The organism is Nannocystis sp. (assembly GCF_016714285.1).
GTDB lineage: Bacteria > Myxococcota_A > Polyangia > Nannocystales > Nannocystaceae > Nannocystis.
Genome location: NZ_JADJNN010000003.1, coordinates 1 through 18,859, shown reverse-complemented (window position 1 = coordinate 18,859; position 18,859 = coordinate 1). Strand labels below are relative to the sequence as shown.

The window sequence follows — 18,859 nt, the reverse complement described above, 5'->3', positions numbered from 1 at the left end:
CTGTGTAACACCTCAGCGCGGCGCCGCGGCCAGGTTGCCGCCGTCCACCGGCAGCACCGCCCCGGTCGTGCTCCCCGCCAGCGCGAGGCACAGGAACGCCTCCGCCACGTCCTCCGCCGTCACCTCGCGGCCCAGCAAATTGGCGCGAAAGTACGCATCCGGCGCCAGCCCCCGCGCGGCCGCCCGCGCCTCGACCACGCCCGGCGCGAACAGGCCGGTGCGCACGCGGTCCGCGTTGACCGCGTTGGCCCGCACCCCCACCCGCGCCCCCTCGAGCGCGTACTGCTTCATCAGCGCGACCAGCCCCGCCTTGGCCACCGCGTAGGGCCCGAAGCCCTCGCCCGGGTTGAACGCCGCCTTCGACGCGTTGAACAGCAGGAAGCCGCCGCTGCCCTGGGCCGTCAGCACCCGCATCGCCGCCGCCGCGACCCACTGGTGCGACAGCAGGTTCAGCTCGAGGCTGGCGCGCAGCTGGTCTTCGGGACAGGTTGCGATCGGCGCCTGGAAGGCCGCGCCCGCGTTGGAGACCACCCCGTCGACGCCGCCGAAGCGCAGCACCACGCGATCGAGGCTGGCCTCGACCGCCGCGCGGCTGGTGACGTCGACCACCTCGCTCGCCGCCTTCAGGCCCGCCGCGACCGCGTGCACGCCGGGGTCGCGGTCGACCAGGTAGAGCGCCGCCCCGGCCGCCGCGAAGCGCCGCGCGCAGGCCAGGCCGATCCCCGAGGCCGCGCCGGTCACGTACACGACCTGCCCCGCCAGCGCCCGCGGCGTCGCCTTGCCGAGCTTGGCCTGCTCGAGCGACCAGTACTCCATGTCGAAGATGTCGCCGTCCGGCAGCGCCTGGTAGCGGCCGATCTGCTCGGCGTCGCGGATGACCGCGATCGTGTGCTCGTACAGGTCCGCCGCGATCTTCGCCGCCGCCTCGTCGACGCCCGCGGCGACGATGCCGAGCCCCGGCATCAGCACCACCCGCGGGTCCGGGTCCAGCATCACCCGCGTCACCCCGCGCGCCGCCTGCTGCGCGTGGAAGTACGCGGCGTAGCGCCCCCGGTACTCGGCCAGCGCGCGCTCGATCGCCGCCGCGTCGGCCCCCGCGTCCAGCACCAGCGGCCGCTGCTTGGTCCGGATCACGTGGTCCGGCGTCACCGGCCCGCGCCCGCACAGCTCGCGCAGCGCCGGGTCGGCCGCGAACGACATGGCCTCCGGGACAGGTCGCCAGTGGAGGATCTCCCGGCGACCGAGACGTCCGCGGAGCAGCGGCGCGACCCGCAGGTACTCGCGTTCATCCGGGGTCGGCGCTGGCACGCTCACCTGCACCCGCCTCGCCCGCGACTCCGCCCGCGTCACCGCCTCGACGTGCCGCTCGTAGCTCTCGCGCGCGTCCTCGCCGAAGCTAAACAGCCCGTGCCCGAGCAGCAGCAGCCCGCGGCAGCCCGGCGCCGCCGCCTGGGCCTCCGCGGCCCGCAGCGCCAGCGCGAAGCCCGGCATCACGTACGGCACCACCGCGTAGTCGGCCCCGTAAACCTCCTCGCACAGCTCCGCCGCGTGCGCCTGGTCGACCACCGCGAGCACCGCGTCCGCGTGCGAGTGGTCGATGAACTTGTGCGGCAGGAAGGCGTGCAGCAGCGCCTCCACCGACGGATTCGGCGCCGACGGGTCGAGCAGGCGCGCGCGCAGGGCCGCCACCATCGCCTCGTCGCTGAGCCCCGGCAGCCGGCGCAGCGCCTGCAACGGGGCCAGCCGCACCGCTGGCAGTCCTGGCGGCTCGAGGCTCGCCAGGTCCCAGCCGCTGCCCTTGATGCACGCGACCGCGGTGGGCTCGCCGAGGTCATCCGGCAGGGTCGTCTTGACGGACGTATTGCCGCCGCCGTGGAGCACCAGCGCCGCCTCGCGGCCGAGCAGGCGCGAGCTGTACACCCGCAGCGCCACGTCTTCGTTGCAGCTGCGCGGATAGCGGGCGGTGTAGTGGGAGACGGCCGCGCGGGCGTCGGCGTCGGACCAGGCGCTTCTCATGGCGGTGACCTTACAGCCCGCGCCGGCAGCCGAGAAGCCCGGCACGAGCTCACAGCGCGTAGTTCTGCTCGAGGTACTTCACGATCTGCGCCGACTCGAACATCGCCGTGCCGTTGTTGGGGTCGATCAGGTAGGGCACCTGCAGCTTGCCCGCGAGCTGGCGAAAGTCATCGCGCTTGCCGCTGCCGCGACCGACGTTGTGCAGCACGTACGGCAGCTCCAGCTCGCACAGCGCCTCGCGGACGATGCGGCAGTACGGCGAGCCCTCGAAGCTGTACAGCTCGAGCGGCCCCTCCGGCTGCCGCGAGCTCCGCACCCAGGTCCCGCGAGGAAACCGCAGCAGCGACCCCAGCGACCCGCTGAGCACCGTCAGCGGCCCGAGCCGCAGCGACAGCGGCACCGTGCCGTCGCCGTAGCGCTCGGCCAGGTAGCGCACGATGCTGTCCGACTCGAACAGCTCGGTGTCCGTGTTCGGGTCGATCATGAAGGGGAACTGCAGCTTGCCGCGCCGCTCCACCTCGCCGCGGAAGCGCGTCCCGCCCTTCGGGCACGGGAAGATCGCCGCGTCGAGGTCGAGGACCGTCAACATCTCGCGGACCTTGCGGCAGAACGGGCAGGCCTCGAACTCGTACAGGCGGATCCGCGCCTCCGGCCGGGCACCGACGCCGCGGACGAACACGCCAGCGCCGAGGCGCAGCCCGGAGGACAGATACGAGGTGGAGACATCGAGGACGCGCGACATGGCCAGCGTGTAGCCCGAGTGCGACGAACTGGCCAGCCACCATCGCGGCTCGACCCCATCGACCCGCAGACCCCCCCCCCCCCCCCCCCGTGTCCGCCAGGTGCGCGAGCTCCGGTGCCTCGCAGCCAGGCCCCGCGAAAACTCCGCTAAGCTCGCCGCGTGTCCAGCGACCGCTCACCCGCCCACGCGTGGATCTCCACGCGGCTGGTGCTCGAGACCCTGCTGATCTACCTCGGCCTGTGCGCCGCCTCGGCCGCGGCCTTCCAGCTGGACGGCTGGCCGCGCCTGCTCGCTGCCCCGCCGCTGCTGCTCGCCCTCGGCCTGTGGCTCGACCGCCTCTTCAACGTCGGCCACGAGGCGGTCCACGGCAAGCTCTTCCCCGACCAGCCCCGCCTCAACGACCTCCTCGGCGCCCTCATGTTCGCGCCGCTGCTCGCCCCCTTCGCCGTCGTCCGCAAGATCCACGGCTTTCACCACGGCCACAACCGCCGCGCCCCCGGGGTCGCCACCCTCGACGTCGTCCTCCTCCCGCCCGGCCCTCCGTGGCGTCGCCGCCTCGCCCGCGTCAGCGGCTTCACCCTCTGGCTGCTCGCCGTGTTCGCCGGCGGCTTCTTTATCCACTCGCTCGTCTCGGTGGTGCTCTTCCTCCTGCTCCCCACCGCCGTCGCCCGCCGCGTCTCACCCGCGTTTCACGGCTGGCGCCCGCGCCACCGCCTGCGCGCCTGGCTCGAGCTGCTCGCCGGCGCCGCGCTGCACCTCCTGGTCTGGCGCCTCGGCGGCCGCGAGCTCTGGCTCGCCACCCTCGGCCTGCCGCTGTTGGCCTTCGCGTGGCTGTGGTCGCTGATGCTCTACATCTATCACTACGACACCACGCTCGGCGGCGAGGTCCGGCACAACGTCCGTTCGCTGCGCCCGCGCAGCCGGCTGCTCTCGTGGGTCATGCTCAACTTCAGCGAGCACGCCACCCACCACGCCGACCCCACGCTCCCGTGGTACCTGCTGCCGACCCTGCGCGTGACCCCGGCCCACCCGGAAAACCAGCGCGTCGACACCCTCGCCGCCGCGATCTTGCAGCAGCTGCGCGGCCCGAGCTTCGTCGAGCGCCCGCCGCCGGAGTCCGCCCCGTGAGCCGCGTGCAAGCTGTCCCCGAGGTCATGTCCGACCAAGCTGTCCCCAAGACCATGTCCGTCGATCTATCTGTCCCCGAGGCCATGTCCACCGCGCCCGCCCCGCGCCTGCGGCCCGCCGTCGCCGACGACCTCCCCGCGATCCTGGCGATCAAGCAGCGCCTGCGCCTCCAGGCCGACGCGCCCGGCCGCGGCGGCTTCCTGCTCGGCACCTCGCCCGCGCAGTACGCCCGCCTGATCGCCCACGGACGCACCCAGGTGCTCAGCTGCGGCGGCGCCGTCATCGGCTTCGCCGCGGCGCTCGCCGACGCCGAGCTGCGGGCCTCGGAGCTGTGGCGACGCCGCGAGCAGATCGACCTCGGCCCGCGACGCGCGCTGCTCGGCGAGCTCGAGCGCCTGCCCCTCGCCTACCTCGACCAGCTCGCGCTGCTCCCCGAGCCCGGCCTCGCCATGTTCGGCGTCCTGCTCGCCTACCACGCGCTCGCCACCCTGTTCGCCGAGGGCTGCGCCGTCGTGGTCACGACCGTCGTCGACGAGCCAGTGCGCAACCTCGCGTCTCGCCCGCTGCTGGCCGCCGTCGGGGCGCTGCAGGTCGGCCGCATCGACGAACACTACGAGGGCGTCGGCGCGATCACCTCTGACATCTTCGTCGTCCCGCGCGCCGCCCTCGACCCCGACGCGCAGACCGACCCGCGTCGCCGAGCCCGCCTGCTCCGCCTCGCCGCCGCGGCGCACAGCCTCACGCGCAGCCCATAGCCCCGCACCCGGGCCAGGCGCCGCGCCAGGGCTCGCGCTCGTCGGCGTCACCGCGACTCCCCGGGCGTCCGCGGCTTGTGTCACCATGCGGGCCTCGGCCGCACGCGTCGCCGCGCGGGCGTCTCACGAAATCGCGCAGCCCGTCCTCATGCTCAGCGCCCTGCGAGTCATCCTGCTGTACCTCCAGCCCTACCGGGCTCAGGTCTGGCTGTTGCTCGCGGGCCTGCTGATCGACCTCGCGTGGGCCGTGCTGTTCGGCATGAGCTTCCAGTACATCGTCGACGAGGCGATCGCCAAGCACGACGAGGCGCTGCTGTGGTCGGTGCTCATCGGCCTGGTCGCGGCCGCGCTGCTCTCGGCGATGGCGGCGATCGGCCGTGACTACCTCTACGCGCGGCTCGGCACCAGCGTGATGAACGACCTCCGCCTGCGGATGTTCGAGCACCTGCAGCGCCTGTCCGCCGGCTACTACTCGAAGGTCCAGATCGGCGACATCATGTCGCGCTTCTCCACCGACCTCTCGGCCGTGCAGAACGCGGTGATCCTCGCCATCCCGGAGACCATCCTCGGCACCCTCGGCCTGATCACGATCTCCACCCTGCTGTTCATCTTCTCGTGGCAGCTCGCGCTGCTCACCGTGCTCGGCCTCCCGCTCGCCATGCTCGGCCCGCGCATCCTCGGGCCCCGGGCCGAGCGCGACAGCTACCTCGTGCGCCACGAGGAGGCCAAGATCGCCAGCACCGTGCAGGAGAACGTCAGCGCCCAGCCGGTCATCCGCGCCTTCAGCCTCGCCCCGCTGCAGCTCGGCGCCTTCCGCAGCCAGCTGCGCGGCTTCTACAAGATCAGCCTGCGCTTCAACCTGCTCGCCTACCTGGTCGAGCGCACGCCGAACCTCGCCTTCTTGCTGCTGCAGATCGCCGTGTTCGGCTTCGGCGCCGTGCAGTGCTTCAACGGCGAGCTCTCGCTCGGCTCGCTGATCGCCTTCAACGTCCTGCTCGGCTACCTCAGCAGCTACGTCACCTCGCTGACCCGCGTCATGCCCCCCCTGCTGCTCGCGGCCGGCGGCATCCGGCGCATCCAGGAGCTGCTCGACACGACCCCGCACGTCGCCGACGCCGCCGCCGCCGCCGCCTTGCCGCCGATCGCCGACGCACTGGCCTTCGCCGACGTGAACTTCTCGTACACCGGCGAGCACAAGAACCTCGACCACGTCAGCTTCACGATCCGCCGCGGCGCCAACGTGGCCGTGGTCGGCGGCAGCGGCTCAGGCAAGAGCACCGCGCTCGCCCTCATCGCCCGCTTCTACGACCCCGACACCGGCGCCGTCACCCTCGACGGTCGCGACCTCCGCAGCGCCACGCTCGGCTCGCTGCGCGGTCAGCTCGGCATCGTGTTCCAGGAGAGCTTCCTGTTCAACACCACGATCCGCGAGAACATCCGCTTCGGTCGGCCTGACGCCAGCGACGAGGAGGTCGAGGCCGCCGCGCGGGCGGCCGAGATCCACGACCTCGTGGTCAGCCTGCCCGACGGCTACGACACGATCGTCGGCGAGCGCGGCGGCCGACTGTCCGGCGGCCAACGTCAGCGCGTGGCGATCGCCCGGGCGATCGTCCGTGACCCCGCGATCCTCCTGCTCGACGAGGCCACCTCGGCGCTCGACCCCACCACCGAGGCCGCCGTCAACACCACCCTCGAGCGCCTCGGTCGCCAGCGCACCGTCATCTCCGTCACCCACCGCCTCGCCTCCACCGTCAACGCCGACCAGATCCTCGTCTTCGATCGCGGTCGCCTGGTCGAGCAGGGCAACAGCAACGAGCTGCTGGCCCAGGGCGGCATGTACAAGAAGCTGTGGGACAAGCAGCAGGGCCTCGTCATCAGCGAGGACGGCGCCCGCGCGGGCATCGAGCCCGAACGCCTGCGCGCCGTGCCGGTGCTGTCCAAGCTCGCCGACGCCATGCTGGCCAAGCTGGCCAAGATGTTCCTCAGCGAGCGGGTCTCCGAGGACCGCAAGGTCATCCGCGAGGGCGACACCACGGTCGACAAGTTCTACATCATCGCCCGCGGCAAGGTCGCCGTGCTCAAGCGCCAGCCCGACGGCACGGACGTACAGGTGGCCACATTGCAGGACGGCGACCACTTCGGAGAGGTCGCCCTGTTGAAGGACACCCCGCGAAACGCGACGATCCGCACGCTCACCCCCTGCATCTTCCTGACCCTCCAGCGCCGCCAGTTCATGGAACTGATCCAAAGTGACCCGCGGCTACGCAGTCAGTTCAACATCGTGTCGGAGCTGCGTGGCACGGTCCCACAAACTCTGGTCTAGTCATTGGGCTAGGCCCGGGTTTAGGCTCTCGGTCTAAAGATTGGAACCCATGGATGCTCGTATCGCCCCGTTGCCGCGGGCTCGCACCTGGTCGAGCCCGAAGATTGAGTTACGCCCCGGCGCCGAGGGACTGGGAGTCTTCGCCGTGGAGGCGATCTCCGCCGGTGAGGTGTTGATGGCGATCGCCGAGGTCTTCGTCGAGCAGCGGGCGCAGCACACGATCCAGATCGACGAGCACCGCCACCAGGCCGGGACCGGCGAGATCGACGACTACCTCAATCACAGCTGCGACCCCAACTGCGCCCTCGTCTTCGATCGCCTGGAGCTGGTCGCCCTTCGCCCGCTGGTGGCCGGCGAGGAGCTCAGCTTCAACTATCTGAGCTCCGAGTGGGACATGGCCGCGCCTTTTCGCTGCGGCTGCGGCGCGGCCGGCTGCATGCGCTCGATCAGCGGCTTTCGCTGGCTCGCACCCGCCGAGCAGGACGCCCTGGCCCCGCTCGCCTCGCCCTACCTGCGTCAGCGACTCGCGGCCGAGCGCACCAAGGCCTGAGCGGGCCTGACCCAAAGGGCAGCTAGGCCCGGCCTGCCTTGGCGGGCGGGTGTACTTGCCTCCCTGGACGCTGCGCCCCTATACTGGCGCCATTCGCGGCCCGGCCGCCCCCAGGTTCGCATGAAGATCCGAGACAGCGCTGTCCTCCTCCTGAGCCTCGGCCTCGCGTTCGCGCCGCTCCGCGTGTCGGCGCAGGCGGTTGCGAGTGCGCCGCCTGCGGGCGACGAGAGGGCCGCGAACCTCAAGCGCGCCGAGGAGCTGTACCGCAACGGTGAGCGCCTCTACACCGAGGGCTCGTACGAGTCGGCGATCCTCGCGTTCCAGGAGAGCTACGAGCTGTCGAAGGAGCCCCAGCTCCTCTACAACATCGGCAACGCCTACGAGCGCCTCGGCGACTTCGCCAACTCGCGGCGCTACCTCGACCAGTACCGGGCCTTCGCCCCCGAGAAGGAGCGCGAGGCCCTCTCACGCCGGATCCAGGCGCTCGATCAGAGACAGAAGGAGAAGGAGCAGAAGGAGCGCGACGCGGCCGCGGCGAACCAGACCAACCCGGTCACCAACCCGCAGCCCGACCCGAATCCTCCGACCAACAACCCGCCGACGGACCAGCCGCCGCCCAAGAAGGACCGCCTGTTCGGGCCCGCCGCCATCGCCCTCACCGCGGGTGTCGCCGTGGGACTCGGCCTCGGTGTCGGCTTCGGTCTCAAGGCCACCGGTCAGAAGAAGGACGCCCTCGACCAGTGCATGGACGCTGGCGACGGCCGCTTCTGCTCCGACGCCGGCCAGAGCGCCCTCGACGGCCGCAAGACCTCCGCCCTCATCGCCGACATCGGCTTCGCGGTCGCTGGCGCGGCTGCCATCGGCCTCGTCACGGTGCTCGTCCTCAAGGCGACCAAGAAGAACAAGGGCAACGCCGAACAGAAGGCCCAGCTGGCGCCCTACGCCGGGCCACGCGGAGCCGGGCTCACGCTCGGCCTGCGCTTCTAGAGCGCGGCGACGCCTCGCAGATCGGGGGGCCATGTCCTGCAGGACATGTTCGCCGAGCTGCGGGGTGACGCCCAGATTCCTCGGACCGGCGACAGAAAGGGACATGTCCTGCAGGACATGTCCCTTCTGCCATCAGGCCCTCACTTCTTGCCGAAGGGGTTCTTGAGGTCGCTGCCGAGGCCGCTGTCGTCGCCGGGGTCGACGGCCTTGGTCTCGGTCGGCAGCTTGGTGTCCGGCTTGCCGACCTTGGGGTCGCCCTTGGGTCGGACTGGCTTGGAGGTGCTGCCGGCCTTGGTGGCGGCCAGGACCTTGTCGAAGCGCTTGTCCTGGTTGGGGATGATGGAGAAGCGGTTGTCCTCGAAGCCCTTGGCGCGGAGGATGAGCTCGAGCGGCTCGTCGGACTTCTTGACCATCACACCGGCGGCGTCGTTGGTCATGCCGTAGATGCCCTCGTCGCGGGCGTCGAGGATCTGCGCGTTGACGCCGGGCGTCGTGATGGTGAACTGGACCTTCTCGACCTCGGGCGGCAGCACGACCGGCTTGGGCGCCACCTCGGGTGTCTCGCTCGGCTCGACCGGCGCAGCCACGACGGGTTGCATCGGCTGCACGGGCGCCGGGACGGCGTCGGGCCACATGGCGAACACCAGGGCGCCGACGGCGATGACCGCCGAGAGCACGCTGAGCCACACCCAGCTGCGCTGCTGCGGCATGACCACCGGCGACACCGAAGTGAAGCGGGCGGTGACGGGCCCCCAGGGGGTCTTGATCTCCTCGTCGACCACGGTGACCGGGCTGGCCCCCGTGCCGACGGCCTCGATCGCCGCGCCGAGCTCGTTCATCGACTGGAAGCGCAGCGCCCGGTCCTTCTGCATCGCCTTGAGGATGATCGCGCCGACCTCATCGGGGATGTTCGGGTGCTTCACGTCCGGCACCTCGAACATGTGCCGGTTCAGGATCTCCATCATCGTCGAGCCCGAGAACGGGATCTTGCCGGTGAGGAGCTCGTAGATGATGACGCCGAGGGCATAGATGTCGCCGCGGTGGTCGACCGGCTGGCCCCAGCCCTGCTCGGGCGACATGTACTCGGGCGTGCCGACGACCATGCCGCTCTGGGTCAGGCCCTTCACCTCGCCCTCCTGACCGAGCACCTTGGCGATGCCGAAGTCGAGGACCTTGACGTGCTCCGGGGTGTTGCCGCGCTTGACCAGCACGACGTTGCCCGGCTTCATGTCGCGGTGGATCACGCCCTGGTCGTGGGCGGCCTGCAGCGCGTGGCAGATCTGCAGCGCGATCAACCGGACCCGCTTCCACGGCAACGAGCCCGCCTCGGCGAGCACCTGCGAGAGGTCCTTGCCCTGCAGGTACTCCATCACGAAGAAGGGCTGGCCGTCCGGCGTGACCCCGAAGTCCGTGATCTCGACGACGTTGGGGTGGTTGATCATCGAGGCCGACCGGGCCTCACGCATGAAGCGGTCGACGTGGTCGGGGCGCACCGATAGCTCGGCGCTCAGGACCTTGACCGCGAACTTCTTGAGGATCGTCGTGTGCTCGGCGAGGTACACGGTGCCCATGCCGCCGTCGCCGATATGGGCCTGGACCTGATAACGGCCCAGGAGGGCCACCCCGACGAGATTGGCGCCCATACCGGCGCCCATGCCATCGCTGCTGCGGGCCACGAACTCACCCGTCATCGGCTGCGGCACGCCGGCGGCAGAGATGATCGTCCGCGCTGGATTGGGTGTTTCTTGGCCTGCCACGTACTTCAACCTCTATCGTGCCGAGCGTACACGATCCATCGCCGTGGTACGAGTGAGGGCCTCGGAGGGTCCGACCGCTCGGGCCCGCGCCTGGCCACAGCACGCGCACCGGCTGGAGCCATGAGCCCGCACACACCTCACGGCACGTTCTCGAAGGCGGTACCGTCCGGCTTGATCTGCCAGTAGACGACGGTCGCGGTGGTCTCCTCCGTCTCCGGGTCGTACTGGAGATCACCCGAGGCGCCGGTGATGTCGATGCTGTGCCCGGCCTTGAACTCGCGCTTCACGACGTTCCAGCCGTCGCGGCTGATGTCGACCGCGACGCCCTTGGTGTCGCTGATGCGCTGCAGGCCGAAGGCCACGTTCAGGCCGGTCAGCTCGCCCTTGCGCTGGTACTCGGCCCAGGCCGTGCCATAGATGGCCAGCCAGGTGGCATCGTAGGTCTGCGACGAGTACGAGGCGTCCTTCGGGTTCTGCTTGAAGACCGCGAGGTAGCGCGACACGAACGAGTCGTAATTGTCGCCGGCGGGCGCACCCGGAAAGACCCCACGGACCCGCGGATAGAGGCTTGCCGCCTCCTTGGTGCCGTCGAGGAAATCTTTGTTGTAGGCCGCGTCGCCGAGGTAGATGCGCGACATGGCATAGAAGGCGTAGGGCTGGGCCGCGTTGAGAAAGGCCGTCGCCTGGGACACCTCCGAGCCGATGAACACGACGCCGACGTCGTCGCCCGGAGCCTTCTTGCTGACCGTCTGCACGTGGGCCAGGATGTCGTCCTGGGTGGTGAAGGCGAGCAGCTCGATGGTGCCGTCGTAGTTCTGCTGCAACGCGGTGGCGAGGCCGCTGCCGTAGGCGTCGTTCGCGTAGATGACCGTGGCGCTGGTGACGTTCTCGGCGGTCATGTGCCCGGCCAAGTTGGCCCCGAGCTGCCCGTCAGGCGGAGCGGTGCGCCAGAACAGGCCCGGCTTGTCGCCGTCGCGGACATCGATGTCAGTGAGGCTGTCGCTGGTGGCCGAAGGCGAGATGATGACGGCGGTGGGATCGTGCTCGGGCCTCTGGAGCTCCTTGAACAGCGCCTCGGCGAGGCTGGAATAGCCCGGGCCGATGATGGCGATCGCGCCGAGCTCGTCCACGAGGTACTTCGCAGACGCCACGGTGGCCTCTTCCGAGGTCAGCGCGTCGATCTTCGGGTCTTCCTGATAGTCGCAGTGGACGATGCCAAACAGCCGCCCTTCCGTGAGGCCGGAGGCGTTGGCCTCGTCGATCGCCAGGCTGGCGGCGTTGACCAGGATGAGGTCGCCGTCCGCTGTGTTGTGGTCGAACAGCGAGCCGAAGATGATCGCGTCGCGGTAGGCATCCGGGTTGGTGAACAGGTCCTCCGGGAACACCCTGTCGCAGCGCTTGAGGGTCTCCACCTCCTGGCACAGCCCCGCGTCGCCGCAGACCCACCCGAGCCCGAACGCGCCGCGACACTCGTCGCTGCTCACGCATTCGTTGTAGTCGACCTTCGTGACCACGGAGCAGGCGACGGTCAGCGCCGCGGTGGCGACAGCGACAGCGACCAGACCAGAGGCGGTGAGGCAGGTCCGAAGAAAAGCGCGTGACATCGGCGGCATCTTAGTACCAAGGCGGCCAAGTTCCTACCGCCCCAACGAGGCTCCTGGTCGCGGTGCAGTGGCGAAAAGTTGGCCTCGTGCCCCACTGATACAAATATACGGACGATCATGCAAAATAACGCCTCGGGGGCGCGCGAATCAGCCTCGCCTATCCGTTAGGACATGTTCGATCGCACAGGTCGCAACGGCCATGTCGAACCCGACAATGGCACGCGTACGCCGCGCGAAGGCGCCCGCCGGGGCGCATGGATGAGGGTGGTACACTCGCCGCCGTGGACCCCCGCGACGCCACCCTCGTCCACGAGGCGCCCTCGGTCCTGGGCGCACGCGGCCAGGGCGCGGAGGAGATCAGCATGGCGCGCACGATCGGCGGCAGCGGCTCGACCTTCACGCGCACGCCCGAGGAGATCGGCCACGGACAGCTGGTCGGTCGCTACGTGGTCCTGAACCCGCTCGGTGCCGGCGGCATGGGCGTGGTCTACGCGGCCTACGACCCGCAGCTCGACCGCAAGGTCGCGCTCAAGCTGCTGCACAGCGAGGCCATCACCCGCGGCGGCGCGACCCAGTCGCGCGTCGACGGCCACGCCCGACTGCTGCGCGAGGCCCAGGCGATGGCCCGCTTGCGCCACCCCAACGTCGTCGCAGTGCACGACGTCGGCTCCTACGGCGACCGCGTCTTCATCGCCATGGAGTTCGTCGAGGGCTCCACCCTCAAGTCGTGGCTGCGCGCGCGCCCGCGGACCCGCAAGGAGGTGCTCGCGGTGTTCATCCAGGCCGGCCGCGGCCTGCAGGCCGCGCACGACGCCGGCCTGGTCCACCGCGACTTCAAGCCCGAGAACGTGCTCGTGTCCACCGCCGGTCAGGCGCAAGTCCTGGACTTCGGACTCGCCAAGTCGACCGAGGAGGGCGGCGAGCGGGCGGACAAGCCGGAGCGCAGCGCCCTCGAGCTTGCCAGCAGCATGCAGTCGCTCAGCCGCGAGCTCACCCAACAGGGCGCGGTGATGGGGACGCCAGCGTACATGTCTCCGGAGCAGCACCTCGGCCTGCCGACCGACGCGCGCACCGACCAGTTCAGCTTCTGTGTCGGACTCTATGAGGCGCTCTACGGCACGCCGCCGTTCCCGGCCGACACCATGGCGAGCCTGGCGATGGCGGTGGTCGGCGGCAAGGTGGCCGAGGCCCCGCGCGAGTCGCAAGCCCGGGTGCCGCCGTGGCTGCGCAAGGTCCTGCTCAAGGGCCTGAGCTGCGACCCCACCCACCGCTACGCGACGATCTCCGAGCTCATCGACGCCCTCGCCCGCGACCCCAGCAACCAGCGCAAGCGCTGGCTCGCCGTGGCCACCGGCCTCGGCCTGCTCGCCCTCGCCGCCGTCGGCTACGCGCAGTACCTGGCCCAGTCGTCCCAGCGCTGCGCCGACGCCGAGCAACACCTCGCCGGCGTGTGGGACGACGACACCCGCAAGGCCGCCCACACCGCCTTCCTCGCCGCCGGTGACAGCACCTTCGCCGAAGATACCTGGCAGCGCGTCGCCCGGACCCTCGACAGCTACACCAACGGCTGGGTGCGCGTGCAGACCGCGGCCTGCACCGCGACTCACATCGACCACACCCAGAGCGTCGAGCTCCTCCACCTCCAGAACGCCTGCCTCGCGCGCCGCCTCAGCGAGCTGAGAGCCGTCACCGCCGTGTTCACCCGCGCCGACGCGCCGGTGCTCGAGCGCGCGGTGCAGATGGTCGCCGGCCTCAACGACCTGCGCAGCTGCACCGACGAGGACGCGCTGACATCCGCCGTCGTGCCGCCCGCCGACGTGCAGACGCGGGCCGCGGTCGACGGCGTGCGCGTGCAGCTCGACTCGGCGCGAGCGCTCGAGCGGGCCGGCAAGTACGGTCCGGGCCTGCAGACCGCGAGGGTCGCCGCCGAGACCGCACGCGAGCTGGCCTACGCGCCGGTGCTCGCGGAGGCGCTGGTGATCGAGGGTGACCTGTTGTTTCAGTCGGGCAAGATGCGCGAGGCCGAGGCAGCGCTGTCGGAGGCGGTGCGGACAGCCGCGGTGGGCAAGCACGCGACCGCCGCCGCCGAGGCGTGGATCGAACTCATCCACCTCGTCGGCGTCGAGGAGGCCCAACCCGAGCGCGGCCTGGCCATGCGCCTGGCCGGCGAGGCCGCGATCGCCTGGGCCGGCGACGACACGGTCCTCACCGCTCGCCTGCTCGCCGCGATCGGGGGGGTGCTGCACGCGCAGGCTCGCTTCGCCGAGGCGATCGAGATCAGCGGCCGCGCGCTCGCCCTGTACGAGGGCCTGCCTGCCGACAACGAGACCCACGCCCGCGACCTGGCGATCGCCGACGTGCTCGCCGCGCTCGGCACCACCTACAACAGCAAGGGCGAGTTCGAGGCCGCAGACCGCTACTTCCGTCGCGCCCTCGACACCCGTCGTCACACCCTCGGCAACGATCACCCCGACGTCGCCTCCTCGCTGCACGACCTCGGCAACAACGACTACCGCCTCGCCCGCTACGACGACGCCGAGTCCCACCTCGGCGAGGCCCTGGCGATCCGCACGCGCGTGCTCGGCGGGCAGCACTCCCGCGTCGCCGACACCGAGAACAGCCTCGGCGCCGTCGACTACGCCCGCGGCGAGTTCGCCCGGGCGCGGGACCACTATCAGCGCGCGCTCACGATCCGCGAGCAGAGCCTCGGACCCGACCATCCGAACACCGCCGCCTCGTGGGTCAACCTCGGCAACGCCGAGCTGATGACGGAGGACCTCGAAGGAGCCCGCGCCAACTACGAACACGCGCTGGCGATCCACGAGAAGACCCTCGGCCCCGACCACCCGACCGTCGCCTACTCGCTGACCAACATCGGCCTGGTGCTGCGCAACCAGAGCAAGCTCACCGAGAGCCTGGTCTACTACCAGCGCGCGCTGAAGATCCGCGAGCAGGCCTTCGGCCCCGAGAACCCCGACGTCGCCTACAACCTCGACAACCTCGGCGAGATCGAGACGGAGCAGGGCGACCTCACTTCGGCGGTCACGCATCAGGAGCGGGCGCTGCAGATCCGCGAGAAGACCCTCGGCGCCGACCACCCGCTGGTCGCGACCAGCCTGTTCAACCTCGGCGCCACCCTCACCCGTCAGCGCCGCTACCCCGAGGCGCGCGAGCGCCTGACGGCCGCGCTGGCGATCCGCACGCGCGCCCTCGGGCCGCAGCACCCCGACGTCGCCGCCTGCCTCGCCGCGCAGTCCGAGCTCGAACGACTCGCGGGCGGCGACGCGACCACGCCGGCCGAGCGCTCGCTGCAGATCTACGAGGCCAGCAGCGAGGCGCTGCCGCAGGACGTCTTCGAGGCCAAGCTACGGCTCGCCCAGGCGCTCGCGGTCCGCAAACCAACGGACCGAGCGCGCGCCCGGGCCCTCGCCCTGAACGCGCGCGAAGGCTTCGCCGGGCTCGACCCGGCCGAGTTCGCCAGCAAGCGGGCCGACGCCGACGCCGTGCTGGCGAAGCTTCGTTGACCCGCCGCCGACTAGGGGAGGGTCGACCAGAACTTCGTGCCCTCGTAGGTGCCGAGGTCAGCGCCGACCTTGCACGGCTCGATCTTGTTGCCGTTGCAGGTCACGTCGCTGTAGCTGTACGTGCCCTGCCAGCGCGGCGTGCCGAGGCAGGCCGCGCCGTGCTCGCCCCAGAGCGCCTCGGTCGGGCCGGGGTTGTTGTTGAAGCTGCTGTAGCCCCACTTGTCCGCGAGCTGCAGCGCGTTGCCGACCGTGGTCCACGAGTCGCCGTCGCCGCAGTAGTCGGCGCGGACGACCCGCACCGCGGTGGTGAAGTTCTCGACATCGACCTGCGCGTCGTAGGGCGTGAAGCCCCAGAGCGTCGCCTTGCCGACCGCCGCGGAGACACAGGCGATGTAGATCATGCCCTTCTTGCGGTCGATAACCCCGGTGGTGGTGTCGACGACGATGTCCTCGATCGCTACGGCCTTGGTGCCAACGTACTGGCCGGTCACGGGGTCGAGCGTCTCCTTGCAGGCCGGGACCGTCAGGGTGTCCTTCGGGCCGCTCTGGTCGGTGTTCGGATAGTCGAAGGTGTAGAAGTGGAAGCCGGGCTGCTCCTCGTACTTGTTCACGGTGAGCGTGACCTGGTCGTTCTGCTGGCCGTTCTCGTAGAACGCGATGTCCCACTCCGACTTGAGGAAGTCGGCGCGCCCGAACTCGAGGCCCTCAGCCTTGCCCTTGAGCTCACCCCGGTCGGACCACACCTCTTCGAGCTTGAAGGTCGGCTTCTCCTTGCACGACTTGGGGAAGCGCCACGCCTGCTTCCCATCCTTGGTGCACAGCAGGCGCACCTCGGCGAGGCGGGTGTCGTTGTAGATCTCGGTGAAGTCGCGGGCGAGCTCGCCAGCCTCCAGCTTGCCGAACAGGAAGGTGTTGAGCTTGATGCCGCAGCCGTTGGTGCAGCGCTCGGTCACGTCGCCGGCGCCGAAGTCGGCGTCGTCCCCGGTGTCACAGCCCGTGGCGGCTGCCACGGACATCAGGGCCATCGCAAGGAGGTTGTTGCTGTTGATAAAGGTCTTCATGGCTGTCTCCGCTCCCACCGCACCGCGCTTCAGGGGACTAGTGATCCTCGATGCCCGACCAATTGCCTGCAAGCCGGAGAATTTTCTATGGCTGACCATGGTTCGAACCGGGGTCCTCACCCGCGCTGGCCCAGCGCTCGCGATTTTGGCTAACATGCGGCCCCGTGATGGATGATCAGCAGCTCCTGGTGGCCTGGCGAGGCGGCGACGAGGATGCCGGAGAGGTGCTCTTTGAGCGCTTCTACGACGCTTTATCGCGGTTCTTTCGCAGCAAGGCGGGCGAGCACGCGCCGGACCTCATCCAGCGGACCTTCCTCGTGCTCCTGGAGACACAGGCTCGGATGCGCGAGGGGACCAGCTTCCAGGCGTACCTCTTTGGGGTCGCGCGCAACATCTTGCTCGAGCATTACCGCGGCAAGCGACGCGACGGGGATCGCTTCGACGTGGCCGAGCGCTCGGTCGAGGATCTCGGCCCGACCCCTACCACCCTGCTGGCCCAGGCCCAGGAGACACGGCTGCTGCTGCAGGCCATGCGCAAGATCCCGATCGAGTCGCAGATGATCCTCGAGCTGTACTTCTGGGAGAACATGACAGCGCGAGACATCGGCGACGTGCTCGAGATCCCCGAGGGCACCGCGCGCACGCGCATCCGTCGGGCCAAGCAGCTGCTCGAGGCGCAGCTCGAGCAGCTCGCCGCGTCACCGGCGCTGCTGCACAGCACGGTCTCGGACCTCGAGAGCTGGGCGCGGCATCTTCGCGACGACCTGAAGCAGCGCAAGTGAGGCGCGCGCGGCCAGCCTGATGTTCTTCTTGATCAAGGCAATTGTTTCCGCCGCGGACGACACTCGTCCCCTCGATGCTACGGGTGATCCGGAGGGTGGCCATGAATGACGAACCACGCGAGCTCAGTCTCGACCAGACGCTCGCGTCGTCGGATGGTCGTGGCCCCCACCCCGAGCTGGCGCTCGCCAAGACTCAGACCCCGCTCCCCCCTGCCCTGGAGAAGACGCTCACTCCCCTGCCAATCGACCTCGACGAGACCCGCACTCCCCTCCCTGACTCCGACCCCCGCGACGAGCACCACGCTTCACCGCTCCTCGCCCCCACCATGCTCAGCAACGGCGACGGCGCGAGCCGCCGCCAGCTCGCGCCGCCTCCGAGCGACGAGGACCGCCGCGCCCGCGACCTCGTCAAGGCCCGCCTGTTCCGCAACCGGGCCCAGCCCGTCAAGATCGGCCGCTTCACCGTTCTCGACCGCCTGGGCGAGGGTGGCATGGGCGTCGTGTACACCGCGTACGACGACCAGCTCGACCGCAAAGTCGCCGTCAAGGTGCTGCGCGGCGAGGCCACCCGCCACGACCAACACGGCCGCACCCGCCTGCTCCGCGAGGCGCAGGCGATGGCCCGCCTCTCCCATCCCAACATCGTCACCGTCTACGAGGTCGAGCCGCTCGACCACGAGATCTTCATCGCCATGGAGTTCGTCCGCGGCCACAGCCTCGACGCCTGGCTCAAGAGCGAGGCGAGGCCGTGGCGCTCCGTGCTTCACACCTTTATTCTCGCCGGTCGCGGCCTCGAGGCGGCTCACCGCGCCGGCATCGTCCACCGCGACTTCAAGCCCCACAACGTGCTCGTCGGCGACGACGGCGCGGTCAAGGTCCTCGACTTCGGCCTCGCCCGCGCGCTCGAGCACGCCGGCAGCGAGGAGCTGTCCGCCACCCCCGAGAGCGGGGCTTACAACCAGCAGGGCGCGCCAAAGGGCAGCCTGCTCGACACGCCGCTCACCCGCACCGGCGCCATCATGGGCACGCCGGCGTACATGGCCCCGGAGCAGCACGAGGGCCGCATCGCCAACGCGCAGAGCGATCAATTTAGCTTCTGCGTCAGCCTGCACGAGGGCCTCTACGGCATCCACCCCTTCGACTGCAGCTCGCTCGGCACGCTGATCGCTGGCGTGACGACCGGGCGCCTGCAGGAGCCCGGACCGAACAACCGCGTGCCGGGCTGGCTCCGCCGGGTGCTCGTCCGCGGCCTCGCCGTCGACGCCAGCAAGCGCTGGCCGTCGATGACGGCGCTGCTCGCCGAACTCGCCAAGGATCCGGCGCAGACCCGGCGTCGCTGGTTCGCCTCGGCCGCGCTCGCCGGCTTCGTCGGCGCCGGCAGCTTCGGCGCGGCCACCCTGCTCCCGGCGGCCGCGCCCGTGTGCCAGGACATCGACGCCGAGCTCGTCGGCGTCTGGGACGACGCCCGCAGCCAGGCGGTCCAGACGGCGATCGCCGGCACCAAGGTCGCCTACGCGGCCGACACCTGGGCACGGGTGCAGCCCCGCCTCGACACCTACGCGCAGGAGTGGCTGGCGATGCGCACGGAGGCCTGCGAGACCCACCACGGGGCGCGCCAGTCAGATCAACT

At 70.4% G+C, this 18,859-nt stretch carries 13 protein-coding genes; 8 read left to right on the top strand and 5 right to left on the bottom strand.

Annotated features, from left to right (window positions below; translation table 11 throughout):
* Nucleotides 1-12 precede the first annotated feature (12 nt).
* Entirely contained in the window at nucleotides 13-2,016 is a 2,004-nt protein-coding gene (locus tag IPJ59_RS07730; protein WP_293270600.1) for a bifunctional aldolase/short-chain dehydrogenase, read from the bottom strand.
* Nucleotides 2,017-2,065: 49 nt separating this feature from the next.
* Nucleotides 2,066-2,758, bottom strand: coding sequence for a glutathione S-transferase N-terminal domain-containing protein (locus tag IPJ59_RS07725; protein WP_293270598.1), 693 nt, complete (start codon nucleotides 2,756-2,758; stop codon nucleotides 2,066-2,068).
* Between the two features lie 159 nt (nucleotides 2,759-2,917).
* On the opposite strand from IPJ59_RS07725, the gene IPJ59_RS07720 reads away from it, so the two are divergent.
* From IPJ59_RS07720 to IPJ59_RS07700, 5 genes are all read left to right on the top strand, one after another.
* Nucleotides 2,918-3,886 carry a fatty acid desaturase gene (locus IPJ59_RS07720; RefSeq protein ID WP_293270596.1) on the top strand — a complete coding sequence of 323 codons (969 nt, stop codon included), beginning with the start codon at nucleotides 2,918-2,920 and terminating at the stop codon, nucleotides 3,884-3,886.
* Nucleotides 3,883-4,641 carry a GNAT family N-acetyltransferase gene (locus tag IPJ59_RS07715; protein WP_293250047.1) on the top strand — a complete coding sequence of 253 codons (759 nt, stop codon included), beginning with the start codon at nucleotides 3,883-3,885 and terminating at the stop codon, nucleotides 4,639-4,641. Before IPJ59_RS07720 ends, IPJ59_RS07715 begins: the two co-directional genes overlap by 4 nt.
* A 148-nt stretch (nucleotides 4,642-4,789) precedes the next feature.
* Nucleotides 4,790-6,964: an ATP-binding cassette domain-containing protein gene (locus tag IPJ59_RS07710; RefSeq protein ID WP_293250045.1), complete on the top strand. Its 2,175-nt coding sequence runs from the start codon at nucleotides 4,790-4,792 to the stop codon at nucleotides 6,962-6,964.
* A gap of 49 nt (nucleotides 6,965-7,013) precedes the next feature.
* On the top strand, nucleotides 7,014-7,514 hold the full coding sequence (locus tag IPJ59_RS07705; protein WP_366524565.1) for an SET domain-containing protein-lysine N-methyltransferase: 501 nt from the start codon (nucleotides 7,014-7,016) through the stop codon (nucleotides 7,512-7,514).
* 120 nt (nucleotides 7,515-7,634) lie between these two features.
* The gene (locus tag IPJ59_RS07700) at nucleotides 7,635-8,501 is read left to right on the top strand and encodes a hypothetical protein (protein WP_293250040.1); all 867 of its coding nucleotides are present in this window, start codon (nucleotides 7,635-7,637) and stop codon (nucleotides 8,499-8,501) included.
* A 140-nt stretch (nucleotides 8,502-8,641) separates the two neighbouring features.
* On the opposite strand, the gene IPJ59_RS07695 is transcribed toward IPJ59_RS07700, so the two are convergent.
* Together IPJ59_RS07695 and IPJ59_RS07690 are read right to left on the bottom strand one after the other, a co-directional pair.
* Nucleotides 8,642-10,204 (bottom strand): serine/threonine protein kinase, encoded by a 1,563-nt coding sequence (locus IPJ59_RS07695; protein ID WP_293270594.1) that lies wholly within the window; start codon nucleotides 10,202-10,204, stop codon nucleotides 8,642-8,644.
* Between the two features lie 191 nt (nucleotides 10,205-10,395).
* Complete coding sequence (locus tag IPJ59_RS07690; protein ID WP_293250036.1) at nucleotides 10,396-11,862, bottom strand: ABC transporter substrate-binding protein; 1,467 nt, start codon at nucleotides 11,860-11,862, stop codon at nucleotides 10,396-10,398.
* Nucleotides 11,863-12,143: 281 nt separating this feature from the next.
* On the opposite strand from IPJ59_RS07690, the gene IPJ59_RS07685 reads away from it, so the two are divergent.
* Entirely contained in the window at nucleotides 12,144-15,386 is a 3,243-nt protein-coding gene (locus tag IPJ59_RS07685) for a serine/threonine-protein kinase (RefSeq protein WP_293270592.1), read from the top strand.
* Between the two features lie 11 nt (nucleotides 15,387-15,397).
* Here IPJ59_RS07685 and IPJ59_RS07680 read toward each other — a convergent pair whose 3' ends face one another.
* Nucleotides 15,398-16,447: an ADYC domain-containing protein gene (locus IPJ59_RS07680; protein ID WP_293250032.1), complete on the bottom strand. Its 1,050-nt coding sequence runs from the start codon at nucleotides 16,445-16,447 to the stop codon at nucleotides 15,398-15,400.
* A 167-nt stretch (nucleotides 16,448-16,614) separates the two neighbouring features.
* On the opposite strand from IPJ59_RS07680, the gene IPJ59_RS07675 reads away from it, so the two are divergent.
* Both IPJ59_RS07675 and IPJ59_RS07670 read left to right on the top strand, forming a co-directional pair.
* Entirely contained in the window at nucleotides 16,615-17,229 is a 615-nt protein-coding gene (locus IPJ59_RS07675) for an RNA polymerase sigma factor (RefSeq protein ID WP_293271331.1), read from the top strand.
* A gap of 101 nt (nucleotides 17,230-17,330) precedes the next feature.
* Nucleotides 17,331-18,859: serine/threonine-protein kinase (locus tag IPJ59_RS07670; protein WP_293270591.1), on the top strand; the 1,529-nt coding region annotated here is incomplete at its 3' end.